The organism is Robertmurraya korlensis NBRC 107688 (assembly GCF_001591645.1).
In the GTDB taxonomy this organism is placed as follows: domain Bacteria; phylum Bacillota; class Bacilli; order Bacillales; family Cytobacillaceae; genus Robertmurraya_A.
In genome coordinates, this window is the sequence record NZ_BCVH01000011.1 from 19,314 (window position 1) to 42,200 (window position 22,887).

The 22,887-nt window shown below is 35.1% G+C and carries 20 protein-coding genes; 11 read left to right on the top strand and 9 right to left on the bottom strand.

The window, feature by feature from the left end; genetic code table 11:
• Window positions 1-6: 6 nt before the first annotated feature.
• The 9 genes from pelG to BKO01S_RS15035 all read right to left on the bottom strand — a co-directional run bounded on the left by pelG (window position 7) and on the right by BKO01S_RS15035 (window position 11,259).
• Complete coding sequence (gene pelG / locus BKO01S_RS14995) at window positions 7-1,443, bottom strand: exopolysaccharide Pel transporter PelG (protein WP_066055647.1); 1,437 nt, start codon at window positions 1,441-1,443, stop codon at window positions 7-9.
• 1 nt (window position 1,444) lies between these two features.
• Complete coding sequence (gene pelF / locus BKO01S_RS15000; RefSeq protein ID WP_066055650.1) at window positions 1,445-2,848, bottom strand: GT4 family glycosyltransferase PelF; 1,404 nt, start codon at window positions 2,846-2,848, stop codon at window positions 1,445-1,447.
• Window positions 2,849-2,850: 2 nt separating this feature from the next.
• Window positions 2,851-4,572 (bottom strand): DUF2194 domain-containing protein, encoded by a 1,722-nt coding sequence (locus BKO01S_RS15005; protein ID WP_066055653.1) that lies wholly within the window; start codon window positions 4,570-4,572, stop codon window positions 2,851-2,853.
• Complete coding sequence (locus BKO01S_RS15010) at window positions 4,562-5,452, bottom strand: hypothetical protein (protein ID WP_066055656.1); 891 nt, start codon at window positions 5,450-5,452, stop codon at window positions 4,562-4,564. The genes BKO01S_RS15005 and BKO01S_RS15010 overlap by 11 nt, the downstream gene beginning before the upstream one ends.
• Window positions 5,442-7,616, bottom strand: a complete 2,175-nt coding sequence (locus tag BKO01S_RS15015; protein WP_066055659.1) for an NAD-dependent epimerase/dehydratase family protein — start codon at window positions 7,614-7,616, stop codon at window positions 5,442-5,444. Before BKO01S_RS15015 ends, BKO01S_RS15010 begins: the two co-directional genes overlap by 11 nt.
• 193 nt (window positions 7,617-7,809) lie before the next feature.
• Window positions 7,810-8,133: an 8-amino-7-oxononanoate synthase gene (locus tag BKO01S_RS15020; RefSeq protein ID WP_066055662.1), complete on the bottom strand. Its 324-nt coding sequence runs from the start codon at window positions 8,131-8,133 to the stop codon at window positions 7,810-7,812.
• Window positions 8,133-9,047: an HD-GYP domain-containing protein gene (locus BKO01S_RS15025; protein ID WP_157077386.1), complete on the bottom strand. Its 915-nt coding sequence runs from the start codon at window positions 9,045-9,047 to the stop codon at window positions 8,133-8,135. The genes BKO01S_RS15020 and BKO01S_RS15025 overlap by 1 nt, the downstream gene beginning before the upstream one ends.
• A gap of 239 nt (window positions 9,048-9,286) precedes the next feature.
• Window positions 9,287-10,333, bottom strand: a complete 1,047-nt coding sequence (locus BKO01S_RS15030) for a C40 family peptidase (protein ID WP_066055665.1) — start codon at window positions 10,331-10,333, stop codon at window positions 9,287-9,289.
• Window positions 10,334-10,485: 152 nt separating this feature from the next.
• Window positions 10,486-11,259 carry an SGNH/GDSL hydrolase family protein gene (locus tag BKO01S_RS15035; RefSeq protein ID WP_066055668.1) on the bottom strand — a complete coding sequence of 258 codons (774 nt, stop codon included), beginning with the start codon at window positions 11,257-11,259 and terminating at the stop codon, window positions 10,486-10,488.
• A 194-nt stretch (window positions 11,260-11,453) separates the two neighbouring features.
• On the opposite strand from BKO01S_RS15035, the gene BKO01S_RS15040 reads away from it, so the two are divergent.
• From BKO01S_RS15040 to BKO01S_RS15090, 11 genes are all read left to right on the top strand, one after another.
• The gene (locus BKO01S_RS15040) at window positions 11,454-12,191 is read left to right on the top strand and encodes a YveK family protein (RefSeq protein ID WP_066055671.1); all 738 of its coding nucleotides are present in this window, start codon (window positions 11,454-11,456) and stop codon (window positions 12,189-12,191) included.
• On the top strand, window positions 12,181-12,885 hold the full coding sequence (locus BKO01S_RS15045) for a CpsD/CapB family tyrosine-protein kinase (protein WP_066055675.1): 705 nt from the start codon (window positions 12,181-12,183) through the stop codon (window positions 12,883-12,885). The genes BKO01S_RS15040 and BKO01S_RS15045 overlap by 11 nt, the downstream gene beginning before the upstream one ends.
• A gap of 75 nt (window positions 12,886-12,960) precedes the next feature.
• The gene (locus BKO01S_RS15050; protein WP_066055678.1) at window positions 12,961-13,725 is read left to right on the top strand and encodes a tyrosine-protein phosphatase; all 765 of its coding nucleotides are present in this window, start codon (window positions 12,961-12,963) and stop codon (window positions 13,723-13,725) included.
• Window positions 13,726-13,844: 119 nt separating this feature from the next.
• Window positions 13,845-15,665, top strand: coding sequence for a polysaccharide biosynthesis protein (locus BKO01S_RS15055; RefSeq protein WP_066055684.1), 1,821 nt, complete (start codon window positions 13,845-13,847; stop codon window positions 15,663-15,665).
• Between the two features lie 86 nt (window positions 15,666-15,751).
• Window positions 15,752-16,408 (top strand): sugar transferase, encoded by a 657-nt coding sequence (locus BKO01S_RS15060; protein ID WP_066056011.1) that lies wholly within the window; start codon window positions 15,752-15,754, stop codon window positions 16,406-16,408.
• Window positions 16,405-17,502, top strand: a complete 1,098-nt coding sequence (locus BKO01S_RS15065) for a glycosyltransferase family 4 protein (RefSeq protein ID WP_066055689.1) — start codon at window positions 16,405-16,407, stop codon at window positions 17,500-17,502. The genes BKO01S_RS15060 and BKO01S_RS15065 overlap by 4 nt, the downstream gene beginning before the upstream one ends.
• Window positions 17,503-17,542: 40 nt before the next feature.
• Complete coding sequence (locus BKO01S_RS15070) at window positions 17,543-18,700, top strand: glycosyltransferase (RefSeq protein WP_066055692.1); 1,158 nt, start codon at window positions 17,543-17,545, stop codon at window positions 18,698-18,700.
• 43 nt (window positions 18,701-18,743) lie between these two features.
• Window positions 18,744-20,018 (top strand): hypothetical protein, encoded by a 1,275-nt coding sequence (locus BKO01S_RS15075; protein ID WP_066055695.1) that lies wholly within the window; start codon window positions 18,744-18,746, stop codon window positions 20,016-20,018.
• Between the two features lie 44 nt (window positions 20,019-20,062).
• Window positions 20,063-20,635 (top strand): acyltransferase, encoded by a 573-nt coding sequence (locus BKO01S_RS15080; protein WP_066055698.1) that lies wholly within the window; start codon window positions 20,063-20,065, stop codon window positions 20,633-20,635.
• The gene (locus BKO01S_RS15085; protein WP_066055701.1) at window positions 20,619-21,713 is read left to right on the top strand and encodes a glycosyltransferase; all 1,095 of its coding nucleotides are present in this window, start codon (window positions 20,619-20,621) and stop codon (window positions 21,711-21,713) included. Before BKO01S_RS15080 ends, BKO01S_RS15085 begins: the two co-directional genes overlap by 17 nt.
• 28 nt (window positions 21,714-21,741) lie before the next feature.
• Window positions 21,742-22,887 (top strand): glycosyltransferase, encoded by a 1,146-nt coding sequence (locus tag BKO01S_RS15090; protein ID WP_066055704.1) that lies wholly within the window; start codon window positions 21,742-21,744, stop codon window positions 22,885-22,887.

Below are 22,887 nucleotides of genomic sequence, written 5' to 3' on the forward strand. Positions count from 1 at the left end.
CCCTGTTTAGTCTAAATGGCCGACTCTTTTTAACATTTTTTCCATTCTAGTAATCGATTCTTTATAAATAATTGGTTGTGAGCAAAAGGTGGTATAATCTATATTATTTAATCGGTTAATTAGCAAACGAACTCCAATGAGTGTACTAATCAGAGAGGCAATAAACATCCCAGCACCATAGTTCTTTAAGGCTAAGATTATGATGACACTTACGGTAAAGGAAAGAATGGCGTAGCTTCCTATTAATAGAAGAGCTGCTTTTCTTTCATCAAAATACAATAATATTAAGAAAATTGTAATAATCAGACTCAGAAACCAACTACCGATAACCACAACCATAAATATACTAATCTGATCCGGTGTTAGCCCAAGAAATGGTAGAAAACGAACACCTAAGAAAAGGAAAATAAATGTTACTAAAAGCTGTACTTGAGATAAAAATAAAATTTCAAGCTTCAATACACGGTACATCTCATGCTTAGCGGTTTGGATGTCCTGTAATGGAAATCCATTCAGAATTCTCCCGTAGTATTGTTTGTAAGACTGATAGAATGAAGTTTCTACTGACACCATAAATAAAATCAAAGCAGGGAGGACACTTAGATAAGCATAGAATACAGGAGTATCATAATATGGTGCAATGACAAATGTATCCTCCACGACTATACGGTGTTTTCCTGTCCAAGCAGCTAGATTATGACCATATAGACTTAGGTAATAAAAGAGTCCTATGAAAAAAAGCTGTGGATATTTCTCCATATAAGCTAGAAATTGAAAGTACTTTTTATTATTAATCTGAAAAAAGCGAAAGATATCATTCATTAGCATCATCATTATGAAAAAGAAGCCAATCACAAGCCCACTAAAGACAGATGTAGCAGTCACTAATTGAAAAAAGTGAGTAAGCACCCATATGATTAGACCAGCAATCAGAATACCTACTAAGTAGCTCTTTACAATCCTCTTATAGTCTTTTAATGCGGAGACATACATGGACTGAACCCAAATAATACTAAGCTCAGTTAAGAATAAATAAGATAGAAATTTAAAAGAGAAGGATAGTGGTGAATGCCAGTAGAAAATAATAGTCGCTACGAATCCTATTAATACTGTAACCCCAATGGTCCCATACATAGAGGAGAGGACATTTTCTTCCTTCTCAATAAAGGTTTGGTCAGCTACGTAACGTGAGATCACAAATAAAAATCCACCAGTGAAAATTTGTGAAAAAATAAATGCGTATTCCACGGCAGCCATAAATATATTTAGCTCCCTAGTGGGTGCATGCAGAAATAGGAGCCACTCTCTCGTCAATGTGATCAGGAGGATCGTTAAGAGCATGGGTCCAACAGCAGTTATGGCTGAATAACCGTAAGCCCGAAGTTGACTAAAAAAGTGGGATTGCTTATACAAATCCCTTAATTGAAACCCTATTCCAGCCATACTAGTGAACCCACCTTTCATATAAGGATTTATAACGACTGACCATTAATGGCAAAGGGTATAGCTGTTTCACTCGAGTATAGCCATTCTCTCCACACTTCTTTCGCTTTTGTTCATCCAGCGTCAAATGTATGATCTCATTGGCCAAAAGATGAAAGTGCATAACCGGAACAACGTTACCTGCTTTCCCATATGGGTCATTTCCACCTAAAATAAGCTCTGAACAGCTTCCGACATCTGTTGCCACGCAAGGAATACCCATGGCAAATCCCTCAAGAATGACTAGGGGCTGTCCCTCACTGATACTAGCTAGAACTAGAATATCTAGAAACGATAAGTAATCCATTACATTGACTTCACCTGTAAAAATAACGTTCCTAAGTCCCAGACTTTTAGTTAAATCAATACATTCCTCGTAGTATTCTTCGTCCTCCTCAAATGGCCCAATAATATAAAATTGAGCATCTGGAATTTCCTGTTGAACAATATAGAAACTTTGTAGCATTGTCTTAATGTCCTTAATCGGTACCACTCGAACAATGGCACCAATATGGATCCCCGGTTTATTTTCTCGGTTTCTAATATCGTAACGGTTTAAATCAATTCCATTTGGAATGACGGAAGTCTTCTCGGCGGGACAACCAATTTCTATTTGGATTTCTCGATTTCTATCAAACAAAGAGGTAACTTCATCTGCATATTGATAAGCACAGTTTGATAAATTATAGAAATAACCTATCCAAATATCCTTGAAATAGCCCTTAATCCAATCAGCTTTTATAATTTCCTCTTCTCGTTCTCGTGTATATATACCATGCTCTGTTAGAACAAAGGGCTTTTGGTATTGTTGTTTAGCGAGTGCTCCCAGCACACCTGCATACCCTGTAGATACACTGTGATAAAGATCAGCTTCAGGCATTGGTTTATCTATACTGATAAATAGCGGTAAAACCATTGAGCGTAAAGCCCAAAACATATCGGTAAAAGGAACCTGAGCAAATCTGGTTTGACACAATTCATGGACAATATCAAAAAAGTCCTTGCTGGCTAAAAAATTTAGAATAGAGTCCACGCGACCACTTGTAAAAAAAGAAAATAATGTATCCCAGTCTGTCTGTACGCCACCAATTAACGAAATGAATGCCTCTTTCTCATCAGCTGTCAAAGAATAGCGCTTGCCGGAGGTGATATCCTCATCTAAGTAGGTCCCTAAATGTATCGTCTGAATGTCAGCAAGGTTGGGGGGGTGTGGGTATCTAGATTGCGCTCCAACCGTGTCCTTTGCCGAAATGGATAACACGGTAAACTCATGTTCTGGCATGTTTACCATGGTGGACTGTATCCAACTAGATACCCCTCCTGTAACATACGGATAAGAACCTTCAGCTATCAAGCAAATTTTCATGATCATCCATCCAATCGAATAGTAAAAGAAAGCTGTTCTGCTTCTATTAAATAAAGATTTGGTCCAATTTTCGTAAGCTGGCAGTTATCTGTATCAACAATGCCTTCTTCGGTATAGAAATAAAAATAACTTGGAGAAGAAAATCTTGATAAATGAAAGGTAATTTCATTTTTATTGATTTCCTCAAATACTTCAGTTTGCATATAGTTTGGTAGCGCTTCTGCTGCTTTTGACAGGGGTAAGCTACGTAACCAAGGAACATCAGTTTGTACCTTGTCTTGAAATAAGGAAAATTGCTTGTTGACTTGCTCGAAATCAGTAGTATAAACGAATCGATCAAGGGAGAGGCTATGTGAAAAATATCCTCTTTTAGTCATTTCATTGACTATAAGCCAATTGGAATAGTCATCCGTTTCAAAATGATTAATGGTTGTTGGCAGTGTGGCTAACTCGCCCTCAACCGTAGGAGTGCTTACATTTGCTAGAACGGTACGTAAGTGTGGAAAAGCCTCTTGTACCTCATCCATATGTTCAAGGAATTGGACTTCGTCTACAGGAATAAACGATGTAATAGGATAATTAGAAATAGCCTCCTCTAATTGTGCGGCAACCTCTTTCATGGAGCTTCCAACGTCCTTACTGCTTTTCTGACTTAGGGACTGTTGATTAAATCCTTGTACTCCAATCTCTCCGCCCATCCGTAACAACTCGTGACTCAAGGTCAACAACCCTTTATCAGCTTGGGTATGCCCGCCAGACGTAGCGGTGTCAGGATTATCCTCATAAGAGGCCACAAACGATGCCGTATAATTTAAATCGTACTTCGCTTCTAGACGCTGCATGTCAGCCCAAATGACTTGTTGAAAATACTCCTCATTGGTCATTCCTCCACTCATGTGTTTTCCACCTGAAATAGGAAAAGGGAAGCCTTTTAGGGCGGTGACTCTTGCATTGATAACTGGATAAATCATATGGGTTTTCATTCTTTGAATCCCTTGAATGAGCAAGGCTTGCTGAGTGGGATCTGATAGAATCGTTCCGTTAAACATGATAAACTGACCCTCACCGTGGGCAGAACTCCAAAATAGAGGGAGTCCATCACTAGAGGTGGCATAAATCTTTGCGGTATTTGAGAGTCTGACTGCTAGAGATGAATTGATAATCTTGTCAGATTGAAACCTTTGGCTAAAGGTTTCCTTAAAAATAGGATCAGATAATTCAATCCCCTTTGTTTCTATGAATGATCCCACCTCTATCATACCTAGCCTCTGATATAAGGTGGAAAGTGCTGCACCAGGAGATGGGCGAACGGCAAAAAAGACGGAACCTCCATCCTCCACATAGGAGATCAGCTTTTCCAGATTATTTAGTTTGTCGATGGTTTCAGTGGCAATAATAATCCCTTCATACTCATTACTAGCCAAGTCTAATGGATTTGTAATAGGTACAGAAACAGGAATTTGCCCTATTTCCTTCATTGTTTGGACAATCGAATTGGAAATGGATGATTGGTCTTCACTCGTAAGGACAAGTATAGAAGGTTTGCTATAAGCTTCAGCCAACTCTTCACGATCCGCTTCCTCTACTGCTGACGTTGTGGTCTCATTAAAATGTCGATAGTCTAAAAGATAATCCGAACGAATAAGGATGAATATGATTCCTAATAAACCTACAAAAGCAATCATTACGTATATACTTTTATCCAAAAAGAAATTATTTCTCATATGATTCACCCTGTAACCAGAAACGTAGCTGACTTAACCGACTTGGAGAAAGGTTTATATCGGTTACACGTAGCTGATTCATAATTTGTTTAAACTCAAATTCATTTTGCATATGGAAGTGTACCTTCATTGCATAAAAATAGGCATCTTCATCTTTAGGGAAATAGGTGATAAATTGTTCAGCTGTCTCCCTTGCTAATTGATGCTCATCTAAAGTAATGGCTGTATTTATTTTCTCAATATAATTTTTGTCTTTATGTGTTGGATGAAGCTGAATGAGCTTTGTTAAAGTTTGAAGGTACGAATAAAGATATTTTTTTCTAGTTTGTGCGTCTAAAAATTCAATCCGTATATATTGTTTTAGAGTATCTCGATAGATTGAAAGTAGGGAGTAATCCTCTTCCTCCTCATCTAATTGTGCTTCAATTGTTCTCATTTGATTGATAAGCTCTCTTTTCGTATGCTGAACTGCTGTAGCTGCGTAATGTGAAGTTTCTGAATCGTCACTTTGAAGTGCTAATTCGAGAGCATCAATATTCTGTTGAAATTGTCCTTTTAACAAATCAATGAGCATTGTCCTTTTTGTTTTGTTGTCATTTAATATAAGGGCATCGTTAAAAGGGATGACATTGGTCTCTGTTTGTATATTAGGAGACATTAGAACTTTATCATCATACTGTTCTCGTCGCAGTAGCCATTCTGGTAATGCATCCGTCTCCTTACGCTTTTTAAAAATGGTGTAAAGAATAAAAAAGCTAAGGAGCGGACAAGAAAGTAGAATAATTGCCTGAAGGGCTAGTCCCCTTTTTTTTAAGAGAAACATGGATACTAAATAAACAATAGAAAGAAGGTAATAAACTAATAGAACACTAACCAGCATAGACTGCTTCCTCCTCAGTAAGGAAAGCATATAACCCCTGTTGCTTTAATCGATTGATAACAAACTGAGCATCCTTCTTTTGCACATTCGATAATAGAATATATAGTTCACCTTTTTCATCGTAACCATAATAATCATTGACTCTTAGTAAGGAACCAATCGAACTCAATTCTTGAATAGAGTAGCTTCTGGTTTCCATTTGTAGCATAATGAATGAAAGATTTAGTTCAGTTAGACCTTTTTGTTTATTTTCTAGCATTCTCTTAAAATAGGTTGGTTTCAGTGCATTCGTATCCTCGATGTATCGCTCTTTATTAATTTCGTTAATATAGTCATAGGCTCTTTGCAAAGAAGAAGAGATCAAGCGACTAGTAACATCAACTAAATTACGATAGGAAAGCGTTAGACGATCGAAATCCACATCGTAACAGATGATTAAGGCAATCGTTTCATTGTTTTGAACGATTGGTGAAACAAATGATGGCTCCACAGGGTCTAGACTCATATTAAATAGAATCTTCTGAAAGTGTAAGGCTTTTTCGGAAAGAGACCCTTGCTCTAATTTAATTGAAATAGCTGGTTGAAAGCCTGGATCATTCGATTTGACCGCTAGCCTCATATACCCGTTAGGATTTGTTAAGTAAATCGCAAATTTACGAGCCTTTAAAGTCTTTTCTAGTACATGAATAGCACCATTAAATAATACTTCAGGCTCTAAATTATCTAGCTCTTTTACAGACTGATAAATCACTCCAATTCCATCCTCTGACCGAAGAATTTGTTCTCTTAATTCTTCTTTTACCTGTAGAGTGTCCTCGTAGATCTTGGATAAGAAAGAGTATTTTGATTTTGCTGATTCTAATTCGTCCCTAGTAAACTGCAATTCAATTTTTTGGTGATCTGATTTGTAACTCACGATGAAACCAACTAATAGATAAATGGTCAAGGTCGCAAGGATTGAATTATCTAGAAAAAGAGAGGTCCATATTCGTCCTTCAGACATAAGGTCGTAGAACTGAACACCAATGGCGAGAAATGCAGCGAGAACCATTTGGCTTTTGTTAAACATAAGGGCTGTCAATAACACATAGATAATCCATAAGTCCACTGTATCAATCATTGGGGTAATAAAATAAAACCCCGCCCAGAAAAGAATAAAGAGTACAATATTTTCAATAAATGAAAGGAATGGAATTCTCTTTGTGACAACAACTTCATCCTTTTGTTCAGATTGCTTGTCAATAGGTGCTTTTTCTTCTTTGTAAAAATCAATAACCTTTTGCAGGCCTCCCGAAAGACTATACATAGGAACCCAGTCCAATTGGGCTTTGATACTCGAATTATCTAAGGAGGAGCGACTAATATTATCCTGAAGTTTCTCGATTCGCTTGATATCCGCGACCGGATGTAACCTGCTAAACTCGTTTACTAACTCGTTTATGCTTATCTCTGTTCCAGTTGATAGATTGTAGATTCCTGATAATTCACTCATGACCGATCGAAAGATAGCATCTGCAATGTCACCAACATAAATGAAATCACGTGTTTGTTCTCCATCACTGTAAACAGTTATTGGTTTACTAGAAAGCACTTGATTGGTAAAGGTTGAAATCACGCTGCTTTCCTGGCTAAGATGTTGTCTAGGTCCATACACATTTGATAGTCGAAATATTAGGGAAGAAACTCCATATAATTGCTCCCACTTTTGACAGTATGTTTCCCCCATCATTTTACTAATCCCATAAGGTGAGATGGGATTAAGACTCTCATTTTCTTTTAAAGGAGTATTTACATTGTTTCCATATACCGCTGCAGAGGAACAGAAAACAAATTTTGTTACCTTGTATATTTGAGAAAGATGAAGGAGATTAATTAATCCCAAAATATTTGTAGAAGAGTCTATTAGAGGTTCATGGACAGATAATTGTACTTTTGTTTGAGCTGCACAATGAACAACAATATCAATGGAATGATTTCGGAAGAATTTTTCGCATTTTTCTTCATCCTCAATATCGCAAATGAGCGACCGATGCTTAAAAGGCACATTTTCTTTCTTGCCAGTCGATAAGTTATCAATGATAAAAATGGAGTGATTTTCCTTATAGAATCTTTCAGCTATAAAGGAACCGATGAAACCATAGCCACCAGTTATTAAGACATTCATAGAATCCTCCAATAAAAAAGTTAATAAGTAATATTTATACTAAATATATAGTATAAAAGGTCTATATACAATGAGTAGTACTAAAATCCTATTAATGGTTAAAATTACTAAAACTCCCCATTAAAAAAATACCTAAAGCTCTTTCCGTTCGGGAAAGTAAGCTTCAGGTACCTGATGGTTTTTTGGCTTCAAATTAGAAAAGAATTACCGGAGGATCAATCCCTAATACAGGTTCTCCATTTACAGTTAACCAGATATAGTAATGATCGATCTCTTTATTAATGATATTCTCAATTTCGGCAATAATAGCTTCTTGTACCTCGAAACTAATTCTGGCAGTTTCCTCGCCTAGAGGGATACCCTCTAAACCTACTAAATCAGCAATTTGTCTTGCTTCCTCATAAGAGACTTCTACATACTTGTCATACTCTGATAAATAGGCTGCCTTTGCAGGTGAAACAGCAATGCTAACGGCAAAAATTAATACAGTGACCATTACTAATAATACTTTTTTCATTATTCACTCACTCCTATTATAATATCTTTTAATTCTATGAACTTATCAACGACATCGGGATGATACATCGTTCCGCGACAACGTAATAATTCTTCAATTGCATAATCTGTTGATCTCCGCTTTTGGTAAACACGGTCTGTAGTCATTGCATCAAACGAATCTACTACGGAAATAATAGCTGATTCAATACAAATTTCCTCCCCAGTTAACCCTTTAGGGTAGCCTTTGCCATCGTATCGTTCATGATGCTGTTCCACTACTTCCGCAACAGAAGCTAAAACAGGGATTGTACATTCTTCCAGAAGTTCTCTGCCAATAGTCGGATGCTGCTTCATGATAGTCCATTCTTCACTGGTTAGCTTACCGGGCTTTTTTAAAACTTCCTCTGGAACTCTAATTTTTCCTACATCATGGAAAAATGAGCCTAAATTTAATTTAAGAAGTTGTTCAGAGGTAAGCCCCATAGCCTCACCAATGACCATTGATAACTTTGTAATACGATAACAATGATTCAAGGTGTATCCATCTTTCTTCTCTATCTCATCAACTAGAGCGAACATGTCTCTAGCAATTCGACTATATCTATGGAAGATAGGCTGAGAAGTCACATATAAAAATTCGGTGAGACCAACTGCCTGAAAGGTATGAAGTTCTTTCACAGGATGTCTAAAAAATGAATCTCCTTCATTGATGGTTTGTCCCGATTCCTCTATGGGTAATGTTCGGAGTTTACCTTTTAACACGATCAGGTACTCTAGAGCATTCCAACCCTCTTCAGGTTCCAATGCCCAATTAGTGCCTGACTCTAATCTGTGATGAATGACCTCAGCAGTGGGACTAGAAGCAACAAGAGATACCTGTAAACCCTTAATTGTTACTGTCTCTATAAAATCCTTTTCATTTATATTAATCACTGAGAATCCTCATTTCTAGTAAAAAATACGTCTTCTACTATATAACATCGGAGAAGATTCCTATATTTTAATACTTCTAACGTAATATTTCTCTTAAATTTACAGGAAGTAACTCTAACAAATCCATTATATAGAAAATACTACCTATTGCAAAGGAGGATTACAATCGGTTTCCTTAAATATTTGTGAATATTCATGAAATAAGGTGTAAAAAAACACCTCCTGTTAGGGAGGTGAAACTAGTAAAATCTCTTAAACCCATCAAAACGCTGCTTGTAATACGAGTTGTCCAGGCTAGTAATCATAACACCCTTGGTTCCATCTGCGTGAATAAATTCATTATTCCCAAGATAGATTCCCATATGAGAAATTCCTGCCTTATACGTATTTTCAAAGAATACTAGATCACCAACTTGAGGTTGGTCCACATAATAGGAGCGACTATAGTAACCTTCGGCAGAATAGCGTCCAATCTTCGTTCCAGTCTGATTAAACACATAATGAATAAAGCCACTACAGTCAAATCCAGAAGGAGTACTTCCTCCCCAGACATATGGAATTCCCATAAGAGTTTTGGAAATATCAACCACCGATGTAGCTGTAGTTGTTGGAGCAGTTACCACTTCATTAGGTGGGGTTGAAGCAACGGCCTTACCTACTAGTAGTTTTTGACCAACATAAATTCGATCAGAAGATAGCCCATTGAGTGCTTTTAATTCTTGGACCGTTAGCCCGAACTGTGGTGCAATTTTCCCTAAATAGTCACCGCTTTTTACTATATACTCGCTCACAGATGTAGAAGTAGGGGGTGTTGTAACAGCTGGCGTAGAAGGAACAGGTATTGTTGTAACAGGTGTACTTACAGTACCAGAAGAGGCTGATACTACAAATCTCTGTCCAGGATAAATTAAATCGCTAGTTAGGTTATTCCATTTTCGGAGATCACTTAATGAAATATTATGGATTTTAGCAATTTTGCTTAAGCTATCACCAGAAATAACGGTATGGTATTTAACCTCTGATGTTGTTACAACAGTTGGCGTCTGGACGGTTTGAGTAGGTGTTGGAGAAGAAGTCTCTGCTACTTTTAGAACCTGATTAATATAAATCATATCAGTGGATAACTGATTAATGGATTTTAATGAAGAGACGGTAGTATTGTGTTTCCCCGCAATACGGGTTAAAGTATCTCCTTTTTGAACAGTGTATGTATTTGCTAGAGCTTGTGATGCAAATGTTGAACTTAAGAGAACAGCGGAAGTAAGAGATACGACTTTTTTCTTCATTTTTTGACAAATCCTCCTAATCTATTAAAAATAACTAATTCTATATTACCATATATAAGAGAGTAGGGAGGGATATGTTGGGTAAATGGGATAAATGTACTATGTTATTTGATAAATAAAGAAGTCAGCAGATACAATCATCTGCTGACTCTTTATTGGCTAATAAACCGCCCAAGTAAATAATTAGCCCAAACTTGATGTCCTTCTTCATTTGGTTGATTATCTTCATCTAAGTAATCACGTATTTGTTCTGACATAGGGTCTGGCCAACTTGTCCAGTGATCCAAGTAAGGAATTTGATGCTCCTCAGCAAAAGCTTTTAATTCTGCAACTTGTGTTTTATAAAGCTTTGGTTGATACAAAGGATTTGGAGGTTGGAGAATGAAAATCGTATTAGGATTTGCTTCTTTTACCTCATTCATGACAGTTGTAATATTCGCAAGTGTTGCTTTCATTGGGACAACCGCATTATCACTTAAGATGAAAGGTTCCCATATAATGAGATCCGCTTGACTCGTAATCAAGTCTGTTTGCTTTCCTGCTTCGACAAACTCTGCTGTAGTTTCGGGATAGGTTCTTGATTCAATAGAAATAATATTTTCTCCATATGTATCTAGCATTTCCTTCTGAAATAAAGTTGGCCAAGATGACTCACCTTCACCTAGTTGTTCAGACCCGGCTATAAGAATATGATAGGGACGTTTTTCAGATAGAGCAGTTTGGAAATACTCTTTTTCTAGCTCAGACCAATTGCTTGTGAAATCGAGGACTGGGTCCACTGATACAAAAGCTTCTAATTCTTCCTCTGAAAAGGTAGTTTGTTGACCACTACCTGTTACTTCAATTTTCTTTTGCCAATGTAGATTACCGAAAATAAGTAAAACCAAACATACAATTGCAATCAATGTAGTAAAAAAGGCCCTCATAAATGGTTGTTCCTCCTGATTTGTTAATTGTTGTAAGTTTAAATAATATACTATGATTTTAACAAAAAAAAGTTATTATTAAGATAGAAATTAACAAACTTCTTCAAAATTATATAAAGTATGACAAAAACCGTCATTTTTCTCAACGTGTTATATGCTATAATACTAGAAGTTTTTCATTTTAGGAGGATACGATGGAAGAAACGATTAGTTTAAAAGACCTATTTTTGACGTTACGTAAACGTCTTAGTTTAATAGCTTTAATTACCATTCTCTTTGCAACAATCAGTGGCCTGATTAGCTTTTTTTACCTTACTCCGATTTATCAAGCATCAACGCAAATTCTCGTAAACCAATCAAAGAATGACCAAGCGACTTATAATGTAGGAGAAGTTCAAACAAACCTACAGCTCATTAACACCTACAATGTAATTATTAAAAGCCCAGCAATTTTAGATTTAGTCATTAAGGAATTAGACCTGAATATGACATCAGGACAGTTAAATGGAAAGATTACCGTGCAAAGTGAACAAAATTCACAGGTTGTAAATGTGTCTGTTCAGGACTCAGACCCGAAATTAGCTGCCGATATTGCGAATAAAACAGCATCTATATTCCAGAGAGAAATCAAGGAAATCATGAATGTAGACAACGTGAGCGTTCTTGCGAAAGCGGTAGTGCTAGATAACCAATCGCCGATTAAGCCAGAACCATTACTAAATATTGCGATTGCTCTTGTAGTTGGTTTAATGATGGGTGTCGGAATTGCCTTCTTATTAGAATATTTGGATAACACAATTAAGACAGAACAAGATATTGAGCAAACATTAGGACTTCCTGTACTAGGTGCCATCCCGACGATTGAAGAAACGGTACCACAAACAAGTCGTGCAAGCAAAACACGTAATCGAGGTGAGAGAGTTGGTGTTTAAAAAAGAAAAAAAAGCAAAAGTATCAGATTTTAAACGAAAGCTCGTTGTAAAAAATGATCCGAAATCACCGGTATCAGAGCAGTACCGTACGATTCGTACTAACATTCAATTTTCAACTTTAGATAATGAAATCCGTACCTTGATGGTCACTTCCTCTGGACCGGGAGAAGGAAAATCAACAACAGCAGCCAATCTAGCAACGGTTTTTGCGCAGCAGGGGAATAAGGTGCTATTAGTGGATGCAGATATGAGAAAGCCGACCGTTCACTATACCTTCAGCTTAGGAAATACGTTTGGTCTAACAACGGTGTTAACAAAGCAATCCAATTTACATGATTCAACAACGCAAATAGATTCATCTAATCTTTATGTGCTACCATGTGGACCGGTTCCTCCGAATCCAGCCGAAGTCATTAGCTCTCGAGCAATGGATGAACTGATGGAAACGGCATTGAATGAGTTTGATATGATTATTTTTGATTCGCCTCCTGTATTAGTTGTAACGGATGCTCAGCTTTTAGCAAATAAATGTGATGGAACGATTTTAGTTGTTTCATCAAACTTCACGGAGAAGGAAAATGCAGTGAAAGCTAAGGAACAGCTGACAACTTCAAAAGCAAAGCTGCTAGGAGTTATCTTAAATAATAAGAAGCAAGACAAATCTCAATACTACTATTATTATGGCGGGAAATAGGAGTTAATTGCCAGTTTTGATATAGGCCGGTTTTGAAATGTCTCAAATTAAAATATTCGGAGAGTAGTGGAATGTATGATTGATATTCATTGTCATATCCTCCCGTCCCTTGATGATGGGGCAAAGGATATAAGTGAGTCCGTTGCAATGGCAAGAGAAGCGGTAAAGGAAGGCATTGATACGATTATCGCTACTCCCCATCATAAAAACGGACAGTATGAAAATAAGAAACTCACTATTCTAGAAGAAGTGAAACTACTGAATAAACGACTTCAAGAAGAAAAGATCCCTCTAAATATTCTACCTGGACAGGAAACAAGAATATTTGGTGAATTTTTAGAAGAAGAAGAGCTTGTTCATATCCTCCCATTGAACCAAACTCAATACGTATTCGTTGAGCTTCCATCTGGTCATGTACCTAGATACACCGAACGATTACTATTTGATGTTCAGCTTAAGGGATTTATACCGATCATTGTTCACCCAGAAAGAAACACAGAAATCATCACCAATCCTGATATTATGTACAATCTTGTTAAAAAAGGGGCTTTGACTCAAGTAACAGCTTCGAGTGTAGCAGGGTATTTCGGAAAAAAGATTCAGAAGTTCTCTGCCCAGTTAATAGAGGCAAATCTTACTCATTTTCTAGCTTCTGATGCACATAATGTGAATAATCGAACATTTAAAATGATGGATGCGCTAGATATGGTAGAAGCAAAATTCGGTGTTGATATGGTCTACTTTTATACAGAAAATGCAGAGCTATTAATTGAAGGAAAGAATGTGATGAAAGAGATTCCGGAAAGAGTAAAGGCAAAGAAGTTTCTAGGAATCTTTTAATTGGAATCTAAATATCTAAGAAAAAATATATGATCCATATGTCTTTTCTTAGATATTTTTATGCTCGTAATGCTTTAAAGCGTTGATTCGAGCAAATATTTAGAAAGGGGAGGGTACGAATGTCTTTTCAAAGAAGGTTAACGTTTTTAGCCGTTTTAGATTCACTGATCGTGTTAACAGCCATCTATGTAAGCTTTATTATCTTACACCCGTCATTCCAGGTCCTTACATATAAGAGCCTACTGATTAGTTCTGTTACCTTACTGTTTAGCCATCATATCTTTGCATCATACTATCGTTTATATCAAAAGGCCTGGCAGTATGCGAGTGTGGGAGAATTAGTAGCCATTGTGAAAGCAGTAAGCTTTGCAGTGATAGCTGCTGCGGTTGTGCAGTTGATTTTATTTCAGGATATTTATGTCAGAGCACTATGTCTTGCGTGGATGATGCACGTGCTACTGATCGGTGGCTCGAGGTTTTCGTGGAGAGTTTACCGAGATCGTTATATTAAGCCGAAAAGTAAACAAAGAAGAGCCCTGATCGTTGGTGCAGGAGCAGCGGGAACTCTCCTTGCACGTCAATTATTAAATAATCAAGAGGCTGGAATTGTTCCTGTAGCTTTTATCGATGATAACACCCACCTACTAAAGCTTGATATCCACGGAATACCTGTTGTTGGTACATCAGTGAACATTCAAGAAGCAGTGGAAGAGTTAAAGATTGATAAAGTGATTATTGCTATACCTTCTCTTAGTAAAAATGAAATGAATAGCATTTTCCAGGAATGTGCAAAAACTAAAGCGAAAACCGTCATTATGCCAAAAGTAGAAGACGTCATGCTAGGGCGGGTCTCTGTAAAACAATTCCGCGATGTGGAAGTGGAGGACTTACTAGGTCGTGATCCAGTCGAGCTTGATATGGAAAGTATTTCGAAAAAGATCTCAGGAAATACGATTCTGGTAACGGGTGCTGGTGGGTCAATTGGGTCTGAGATTTGTAGACAGGTTAGTCAGTTTGGTCCCCAAAAACTCCTACTGTTAGGACATGGTGAAAACTCCATTTATCAGATTGACATGGAGCTTCGAAACGAATACAAAGATCAGTTTGAAATTATTCCGGTGATCGCTGATATTCAAGATCGCCATCGTATTTTTGAGGTGATGGAACTACACCGACCGGATGTAGTTTATCACGCAGCGGCACATAAGCATGTTCCGTTAATGGAGTACAATCCAAAGGAATCAGTGAAAAACAATGTCATTGGAACGAAAAATGTGGCGGAAGCAGCAGATACGTTCTCTGTTGGAACGTTCGTGCTTGTTTCTTCTGATAAAGCAGTAAACCCAACGAATGTGATGGGGTCCACGAAGCGAATTGCAGAAATGGTCATTCAGCATCTTGCTCAAAATAGCAAGACAAAGTTTGTCGCAGTACGATTTGGGAATGTACTTGGTAGCCGTGGAAGCGTCATTCCGTTATTCAAAAAGCAGATACAAGTTGGTGGTCCGGTAACTGTGACTCATCCAGAAATGACTCGTTATTTTATGACCATTCCAGAAGCCTCTAGATTGGTTATGCAAGCTGGTGCTCTGGCTCGTGGAGGGGAGATCTTTGTCCTTGACATGGGTGAGTCGGTGAAGATTGTTGATCTTGCGAAAAACCTCATTAAACTATCGGGATATACAATAGAAGAAATCGGTATTCAATACTCAGGGATTCGCCCAGGAGAAAAGATGTATGAAGAGCTTCTTGGGGAGAATGAAGTTCAAAGTGAAGCGGTGTTTCCGAAGATTTTTATTGGGAAGGCTGTTTTGGGTGGATATGATGAAGTGGAGTATTTAATGGAAGAGTTTCCTAATATGACTTCGGAAGAGATACGAGAATTAGTACTATCACTTGCAAATAGTAGCGAAATTAGAAAAGCAGAGTTTATTGGTTAATATAGTTTTAAAGGAATAAAGATTGTACAGAAATCTCTGTATTCCCCTAATTCCTAGATTGTTTGTGGAGATGGTCATTAATGAATATGTATATGTATATAAAAAGATTAGTGGATATTATCCTCTCAGCATTTGGACTGATTTTACTATCCCTTGTTTTTTTAATTCTCATAGTATGGATAAAGTTAGATTCAAAAGGCCCAGTACTTTTTAAACAAAAACGAGTGGGTATAAACAAAACCCATTTTAATATTTTAAAGTTCCGTACTATGAGTATAGATACACCAAAAGATACTCCAACGCATCTTTTGGATAATCCCGATCAATATATTACAAAGGTGGGGAAGTTCTTAAGAAAAACGTCACTTGATGAACTTCCTCAAATATGGAATATATTCATAGGGGAAATGAGTATCATTGGACCTAGACCTGCCCTTTGGAATCAGTACGATTTACTAGAGGAAAGAGATAAATACGGAGCTAATGACATACGGCCAGGTTTAACAGGTTGGGCACAGATTAATGGAAGAGATGAACTTCCTATAGATGAGAAAGCTAGATTAGATGGTAAATATGTTGAGAATATAGGATTTATAATGGATATTAAATGCTTCTTCGGGACTATTATAAGTGTTCTTAGAAGTAAGGGTGTTGTTGAAGGTAGAAAACTGGGAACTACTAATAAGGATATAGCTAGTTCCCAAGGAACAACCTCAAAACCATTGGAGGTGCATAATGATTGAATAAGAAAATATTAATTTTATCTAATCATTTTATAACATTGTTTAATTTCCGGAAGGAGCTAATAACAAAGCTAGTTGAAGAAGGACATGAAGTATTTATATCTATGCCTAAAGATGATAATGATTTTTTTAGAGACCTTGGGTGTAAAATTATTGAAACGCCTGTTGATAGAAGAGGCATTAACCCAGTAAGCGATTTGAAGTTGATTCTACGCTATATCAAGATTATGCTATCTGTAAAACCAGATATCATCTTTTCTTATACTATAAAACCAAATATATATGGTTGTATTGCGTCTAAACTCACAAAAAACAAACAAATTAGTAATATCACAGGTACAGGAGCAACGTTCTTAAATGATACCGTTATTAATGAAATTGCAAAATTACTGTATAAAATCTCAATCAAAAGGTCATACAAGGTTTTCTTTCAAAATAGAGGAGATAGAGACTTTTTCATTGAAAATGGAATGGTAGAAAATAACTATTCTTTGCTTCCAGGTTCAGGTGTGAATTTAAATCATTATGCATATAGTGAACTTCCAACACAGCAAAATATCAGTTTCATTTTTATAGGGAGAATTATGAAAATAAAAGGTATTCAAGAATATCTTGATACAGCAAGAGTAGTGAAAGAGAGGTATCCTAACACCACATTCTATATTGCGGGTTTTATTGAAGAAGATATATATAAAGATATTATTAATGAGTTTCATTCTAGAGGTATCGTAAATTATTTAGGCTTTCAAAATAATATTAAGAGCTTTATTGAAATGTGTCACTGTACAATCTTACCTTCACATGGTGGAGAAGGAGTACCAAATGTACTTTTAGAATCTGCGGCGATGGGTAGAATATGTATAGCGTCAAATATAAGCGGTTCAAGAGATGTGGTAAATCACGAAATAAATGGATATTTATTTGAACCCAAAGATAATAATGATCTAACTAATCAGGTAATTAAGTTTTTAGAATTAGATAATAAATATAGAATACAAATGGGTCTTGCAGGAAGAAAGAAAGTCGAAAATGAGTTTGATAGAAAAGTAGTAATAAATAATTACCTTAACGAGTTAGAAAACTTAGGAGTGTAAGAACACAAGGTTTATGTTTAAAAGGAGGGGATAATGGTAAATGAATAAAGGAACAATTGTCTATATAGGAGGTTTTGAACTTCCTGATAAAAATGCTGCTGCACATAGGGTATTAAATAATGGGAAATTACTGAGGGAGTTAGGTTATAATGTAGTTTTTATTGGAATAGATAAAACTTTAAAATATAACGTTAATCAAACATTAGAGAAGAAAAAAGTTCAAGGCTTTGAATATTGGTCATTGCCATATCCAAGTTCTAATGTACACTGGATGGACTATCTAACTAATACTACTTTTTTTAAGAAGATTATAAGAAGCTATTCGGATATTAAAACTATTATTTGTTATAACTATCAATCAATACCTTTTTTAAAAATAAAGAATTACTGTAAATTGCAAAATATTAATATTATAGCAGATTGTACAGAGTGGTATAGTACTTCAGGAACTAATATAGTGTTTAAGATAATTAAAGGACTTGATTCTTTTTTGCGTATGAGAGTTATTCAAAAAAAAGTAGACGGTATAATAGTAATTAGTAGATATTTAGAAGATTATTATAGAAATAATAAAAATGTACTATATCTCCCTCCTCTTGTAGATTTATTAGAAGTGAAGTGGGATACATCTAAATTTAGCAATGATTCATCCAGACCGCTTATAGTCTATGCCGGGAGTCCAGGTAGAAACAAAGATAAATTAAACCTAGTGATTGAGGCTATGAGCAAATTGAGGATTGAAAATCAGTATTCTTTTTATATTGTTGGATTGACTAAGGAACAGTATTTAAATGATTATCCAAGTCATGGGGAAATAATTGAGCAGCTGGATGATAGCATCAAATTTCTGGGAAGATTACCTCACACAGAAAGTTTAAAGTGGGTTAAAACAGCTGATTATACAATGTTTATACGTGAGGATAATCGTATGACTAGGGCAGGATTCCCGACTAAATTTGTTGAGAGTATAAGTTGTGGTACTCCTGTTATTACCTCCGATAACAGTGATTTAAAAGAATATTTAAATGAAGGCTATAATGGTTATTTTATTAAAGATTATCTTGGCAAATTCTCAGATATAAAAGTAATAATAGAACAAGTTTATAGAGAAATGGGACAACAAAAAATTATAGATAATAGTGCTTTTGATTTCAGGAATTATGTGAACCAAACTAAAGTATTCATTAGCAATCTATAGATTTAAAAAACAAATATATGGTTGTAATAATAGGGTGGTAATGTTGAAGTTACAAATACAAAATAAACAAGAAACAATACTAATGAGGAAAGTTTTATCCTTGATATCATATTACCTAATAGTTGCAAGTATACTACCACAATTAAAGTTAATACCTGGTTATACAGTTTCAGTTTTTGCTGCTATGTTTGCGTGGTTTATTTGTGCTCTTTTATTAAATCCTATATTTTTTGTTAGACCACAAATAAATACTTTATTAATAATATTTTTTGTATCGTATACTTTTCTAACTCCTTATCTTTTCGGCAATAGTACCTTAGGAAATCGATATTTAGAGCATGGGGTTATGTTTGTTTTCTACCTAATGTATAAATACAACAAAATGTTTGATTATAGTCATATTAGTAAGAGTTTAGTTAAATGGATAATACCAGTTGTTATTTATACAAGCGTAGTCACATTTTACGGTCTTCTAAATAACCCTTATTTGGCACGTAGTATAAAAACTAGTGGTGAGGATACTATGATGTTACGTGCTCAAGGGGTAGGAGGCTATGAATTAATATACTTTTTAGTATTTGTAAGTATAATACTCTTCTATATTTTATTTAATATTAAATTAATCTCTATATATAAAAAGATATTATCCTATTTAATTTTACTACTCTTCCTTTTAACAATAGTCTTTGCTAATTATTTTACAGCTTTATTAATAGTAACAATTGCCTTCTCATTAATTCTAATAATTAGTAAAGGAAAATTACTTATAAAATCAATATTTATATTATTTGGTATTATTTTTCTGTTTTTCAGTAAAGAAGTTATCAACTTAATAATAAGTTGGTTAATTAGTTTTCTAGAAGAGGGTTCAACAGTATATAAGCTTCAAATATTACAAGCAAATATTATGGGGAGTAACGGAGAAGGTTCCCTTTTATTGAATAGAACATTAACTTTGGAATCTAGTTGGAATGCTTTTTTGGATAATCCGATAATCGGAATTATAACTAATCCAATAGAATCGAATGGTGGTTTTATGGTTGGTTTTGGGCAACATTCACATTTTATTGACACATTAGCTCTGTTTGGACTTTTTTTTGGTATTTTAAACATAATTTTAATAATTCAACCTTTTATAGTAAGAATGAGAATTAATCCTGATTTAATAGGCTTTAACCTAACGATATTAATATCAACTATAATCCTATTTTTGATGAATAATGCAACAACTTCTATAGGATTCGCTGTATTTTTTGTCTATCCAGTAGTCTATGACTGGTTTGTAGAGCGTGAAAAGATAGTGAAAAATGCTAGTTGAATAGGGATAATATAAATAAACTCAAATCTTAAAGGGGAAATGATATGAGATCCATATTAAACTATGCTTTTTATGTAATAGGAAAAGTACTGTTATTAGCTCAGAAAACTTATTGGTTTTTTTGGAGAAGGTATCTACTAACACAATTTAAAAGTTGTGGAGAGGGTGTATATCTAGGACGTAATTGTATATTTACATGCGAGAACATAAGTATAGGTAATGATGTATATATTGGGAACAATGCTTGCTTTCAGTCTGTACATGGTCAGATAAAAATTGGTAATCATGTAATGTTTGGACCCAATGTTCATATTCATGGTGGTGATCATAAATATAATTCTGTGGGAGTTTATATGAAGTCGATTACTGACAAGGTGGAAGGTGAGGATGGTATTGTTAATATATGTGACGATGTATGGATTGGAGCTGGAGCAACTATTTTAAAAGGTGTAACTATTGGTGAAGGATGCATTATCGGAGCCGGAAGTATTATAAACAAGGACGTTGAACCTTACACAATTGTTGTAGGAGCATTACCTAGACGAGAATTAAAAAGATTTGATGATAAAACTATCCAAAAGCATAGGGAGATTCTGCAGAATGGGAGAAAAAGCTAGTATTAAACCAAAAGTCATGATGCATTATGTTAAGCCAGGATCAACTGGGGGACCAAACGTACTGTTTAAGAGAATTGAAAATGCTCCTCAATTAAATGAAAAATATGAATTTGTTCATTTAAATCAAAACAGAGTTGCAGGTGGGAAAATTAATTTCAGCTTAATATGGGAACTTAAAAAAGAAATCTCAAAAATTAAGCCTGATATAATTCATATTTCTGGGATGCAGAGTTCAGGGTTTCATTGTATGGTTGCTGCGGTGCTTGCTGGCTGTCGAAATCGATTAGTTACAACTCATGGTTTTTCTGGTGATGCAATTAATATATCAAAAATTAAAAAAAATATATTTAATAAAATTATTGAACCTTTAACTCTAGTATTGGCTACACATGTGCAGTGTATAAGCAAATTTACTATCGAAAAAAAAATGGTAAAAAAATATGCTAAAAATAAGTCTTGTTACATTTATAATTACCCTCCTAGTAAGGATGAACTTTCAACTGATAAGAATATTAGAAAGAAATTGGGGATAGGTAGTGAAGAAGTAGTTTTTACATCTGTTTCTCGCATAGTTCTTGATAAAGGTTATAAGGAACTAGCAGAGGCAATTAAAAGCCTAAAGGACCTAAAAAATATTAGATTTTTAATTGTAGGTGATGGGGATTACGAGGGTAAATTTGCTAATAAAGTAAGTCAGGAAATTAGAGATGGAAAAGTAATAATGTTAGGGAAGACTGATGATGTACTGGATATTTTAAATGAGAGTGATGTATTTGTACTTCCAACACTACATGAGAACTTAGGGAATGTATTTTTAGAAGCTTCTACTGTAGGAATTCCAAGCATTGGAACTAATGTGGGAGGAGTACCTGAGATAGTAAGCAATGGTGTCACGGGATTACTAATCCCACCTTATAATTCAAATGCTCTAACCAATTCAATTAGAGAGCTTTATTCTAAGCCTGAGGTGAGAAAAGAAATGGGCTTGAAGGCAAAGGAAAGGCTTCTTAATAATTTTAATGCAACTGAAATCTCAAATAAATTTAGTGAATTATATTCATTAATGCTTAATAACTAAATAAAAAGCTCTATACAAGGAGTAAAATATGACTCGTAAAACAATAAAATATATAGCGTTTTACTCAACTGATATCGGAGATTCTCAAAATAGAGCAGCTGTTTTATCTGCTACTAATAAAATTAACTATATATGTAGTGCTTTAAGAAAAAATGGATATGATGTTGAAATCATTTCCCCAAGTTGGACAAATAACAATACTGGAGTTTATAGAGGAGAAACAAAAGAAGTAACAGAAGGAGTCACACTTAAAACCTTTGCAACATTTGGGAGTAAGAACAAGTTTATGAAATTTTTCAAATACCTTTTTTCAAACCTGCAACTTTATATCTACTTGTTAAAAAATACCAAAAGGGATGAACCCATTATAGTTTATCATTCAGTATTTTTATCCTTTCCAATAAGGGTTGTTAAATTACTCAAGAAATTTAATTTAATTCTCGAAGTAGAAGAAATCTATAAGGATGTACAATCTGCTTCTAGTTTTATGGAAAAGAGTGAATTTAAGCTATTTGAGATTGCTGATAAATTTATCTTCCCTACAGAACTCCTAAATGAAAAGATTAATTTAGGGGAGAAACCTTTTTCTATAATATATGGAACATACCAGGTAGAAGATGAACGAGAGTGTAAATTTGATGATAATCAAACTCACGTAGTATACGCTGGTACCTTTGAACCAAGTAAAGGCTCTACTCTCGCAATTGCTGTTGCTGAATACTTACCTGAAAATTATCACATGCATTTAATTGGATTTGGTACCGATGAACAAGTTAACAATATTAAAAATAAAATAGAACTGGTTTCTAAAAAAACGAAGGCGTATATCTCTTATAATGGGTTGCTTCAAGGTGAAGAATATATTCGTTTCTTACAAAAATGTGATATCGGTCTCAGTCCCCAAGTCCCTAATGCAGGTTACAATGAAACTTCTTTTCCTTCAAAAATCCTGTCATATTTAGCTAATGGATTAAGTGTTGTATCTGTTCGGATTAAATCTATTGAAAAATCAGCAGTTGATGAAGTTATTTTTTATTACGACAAACCTGATCCAAAAGAGGTTGCAAGTAGAATAGTTTCTATAGATCTTAATAGAAAACAAAGTGGTAAAGAACTAATAAAAAAATTAGATAGAGAGTTCGTTGTACAAATCAAACAATTACTGGAGATCTAG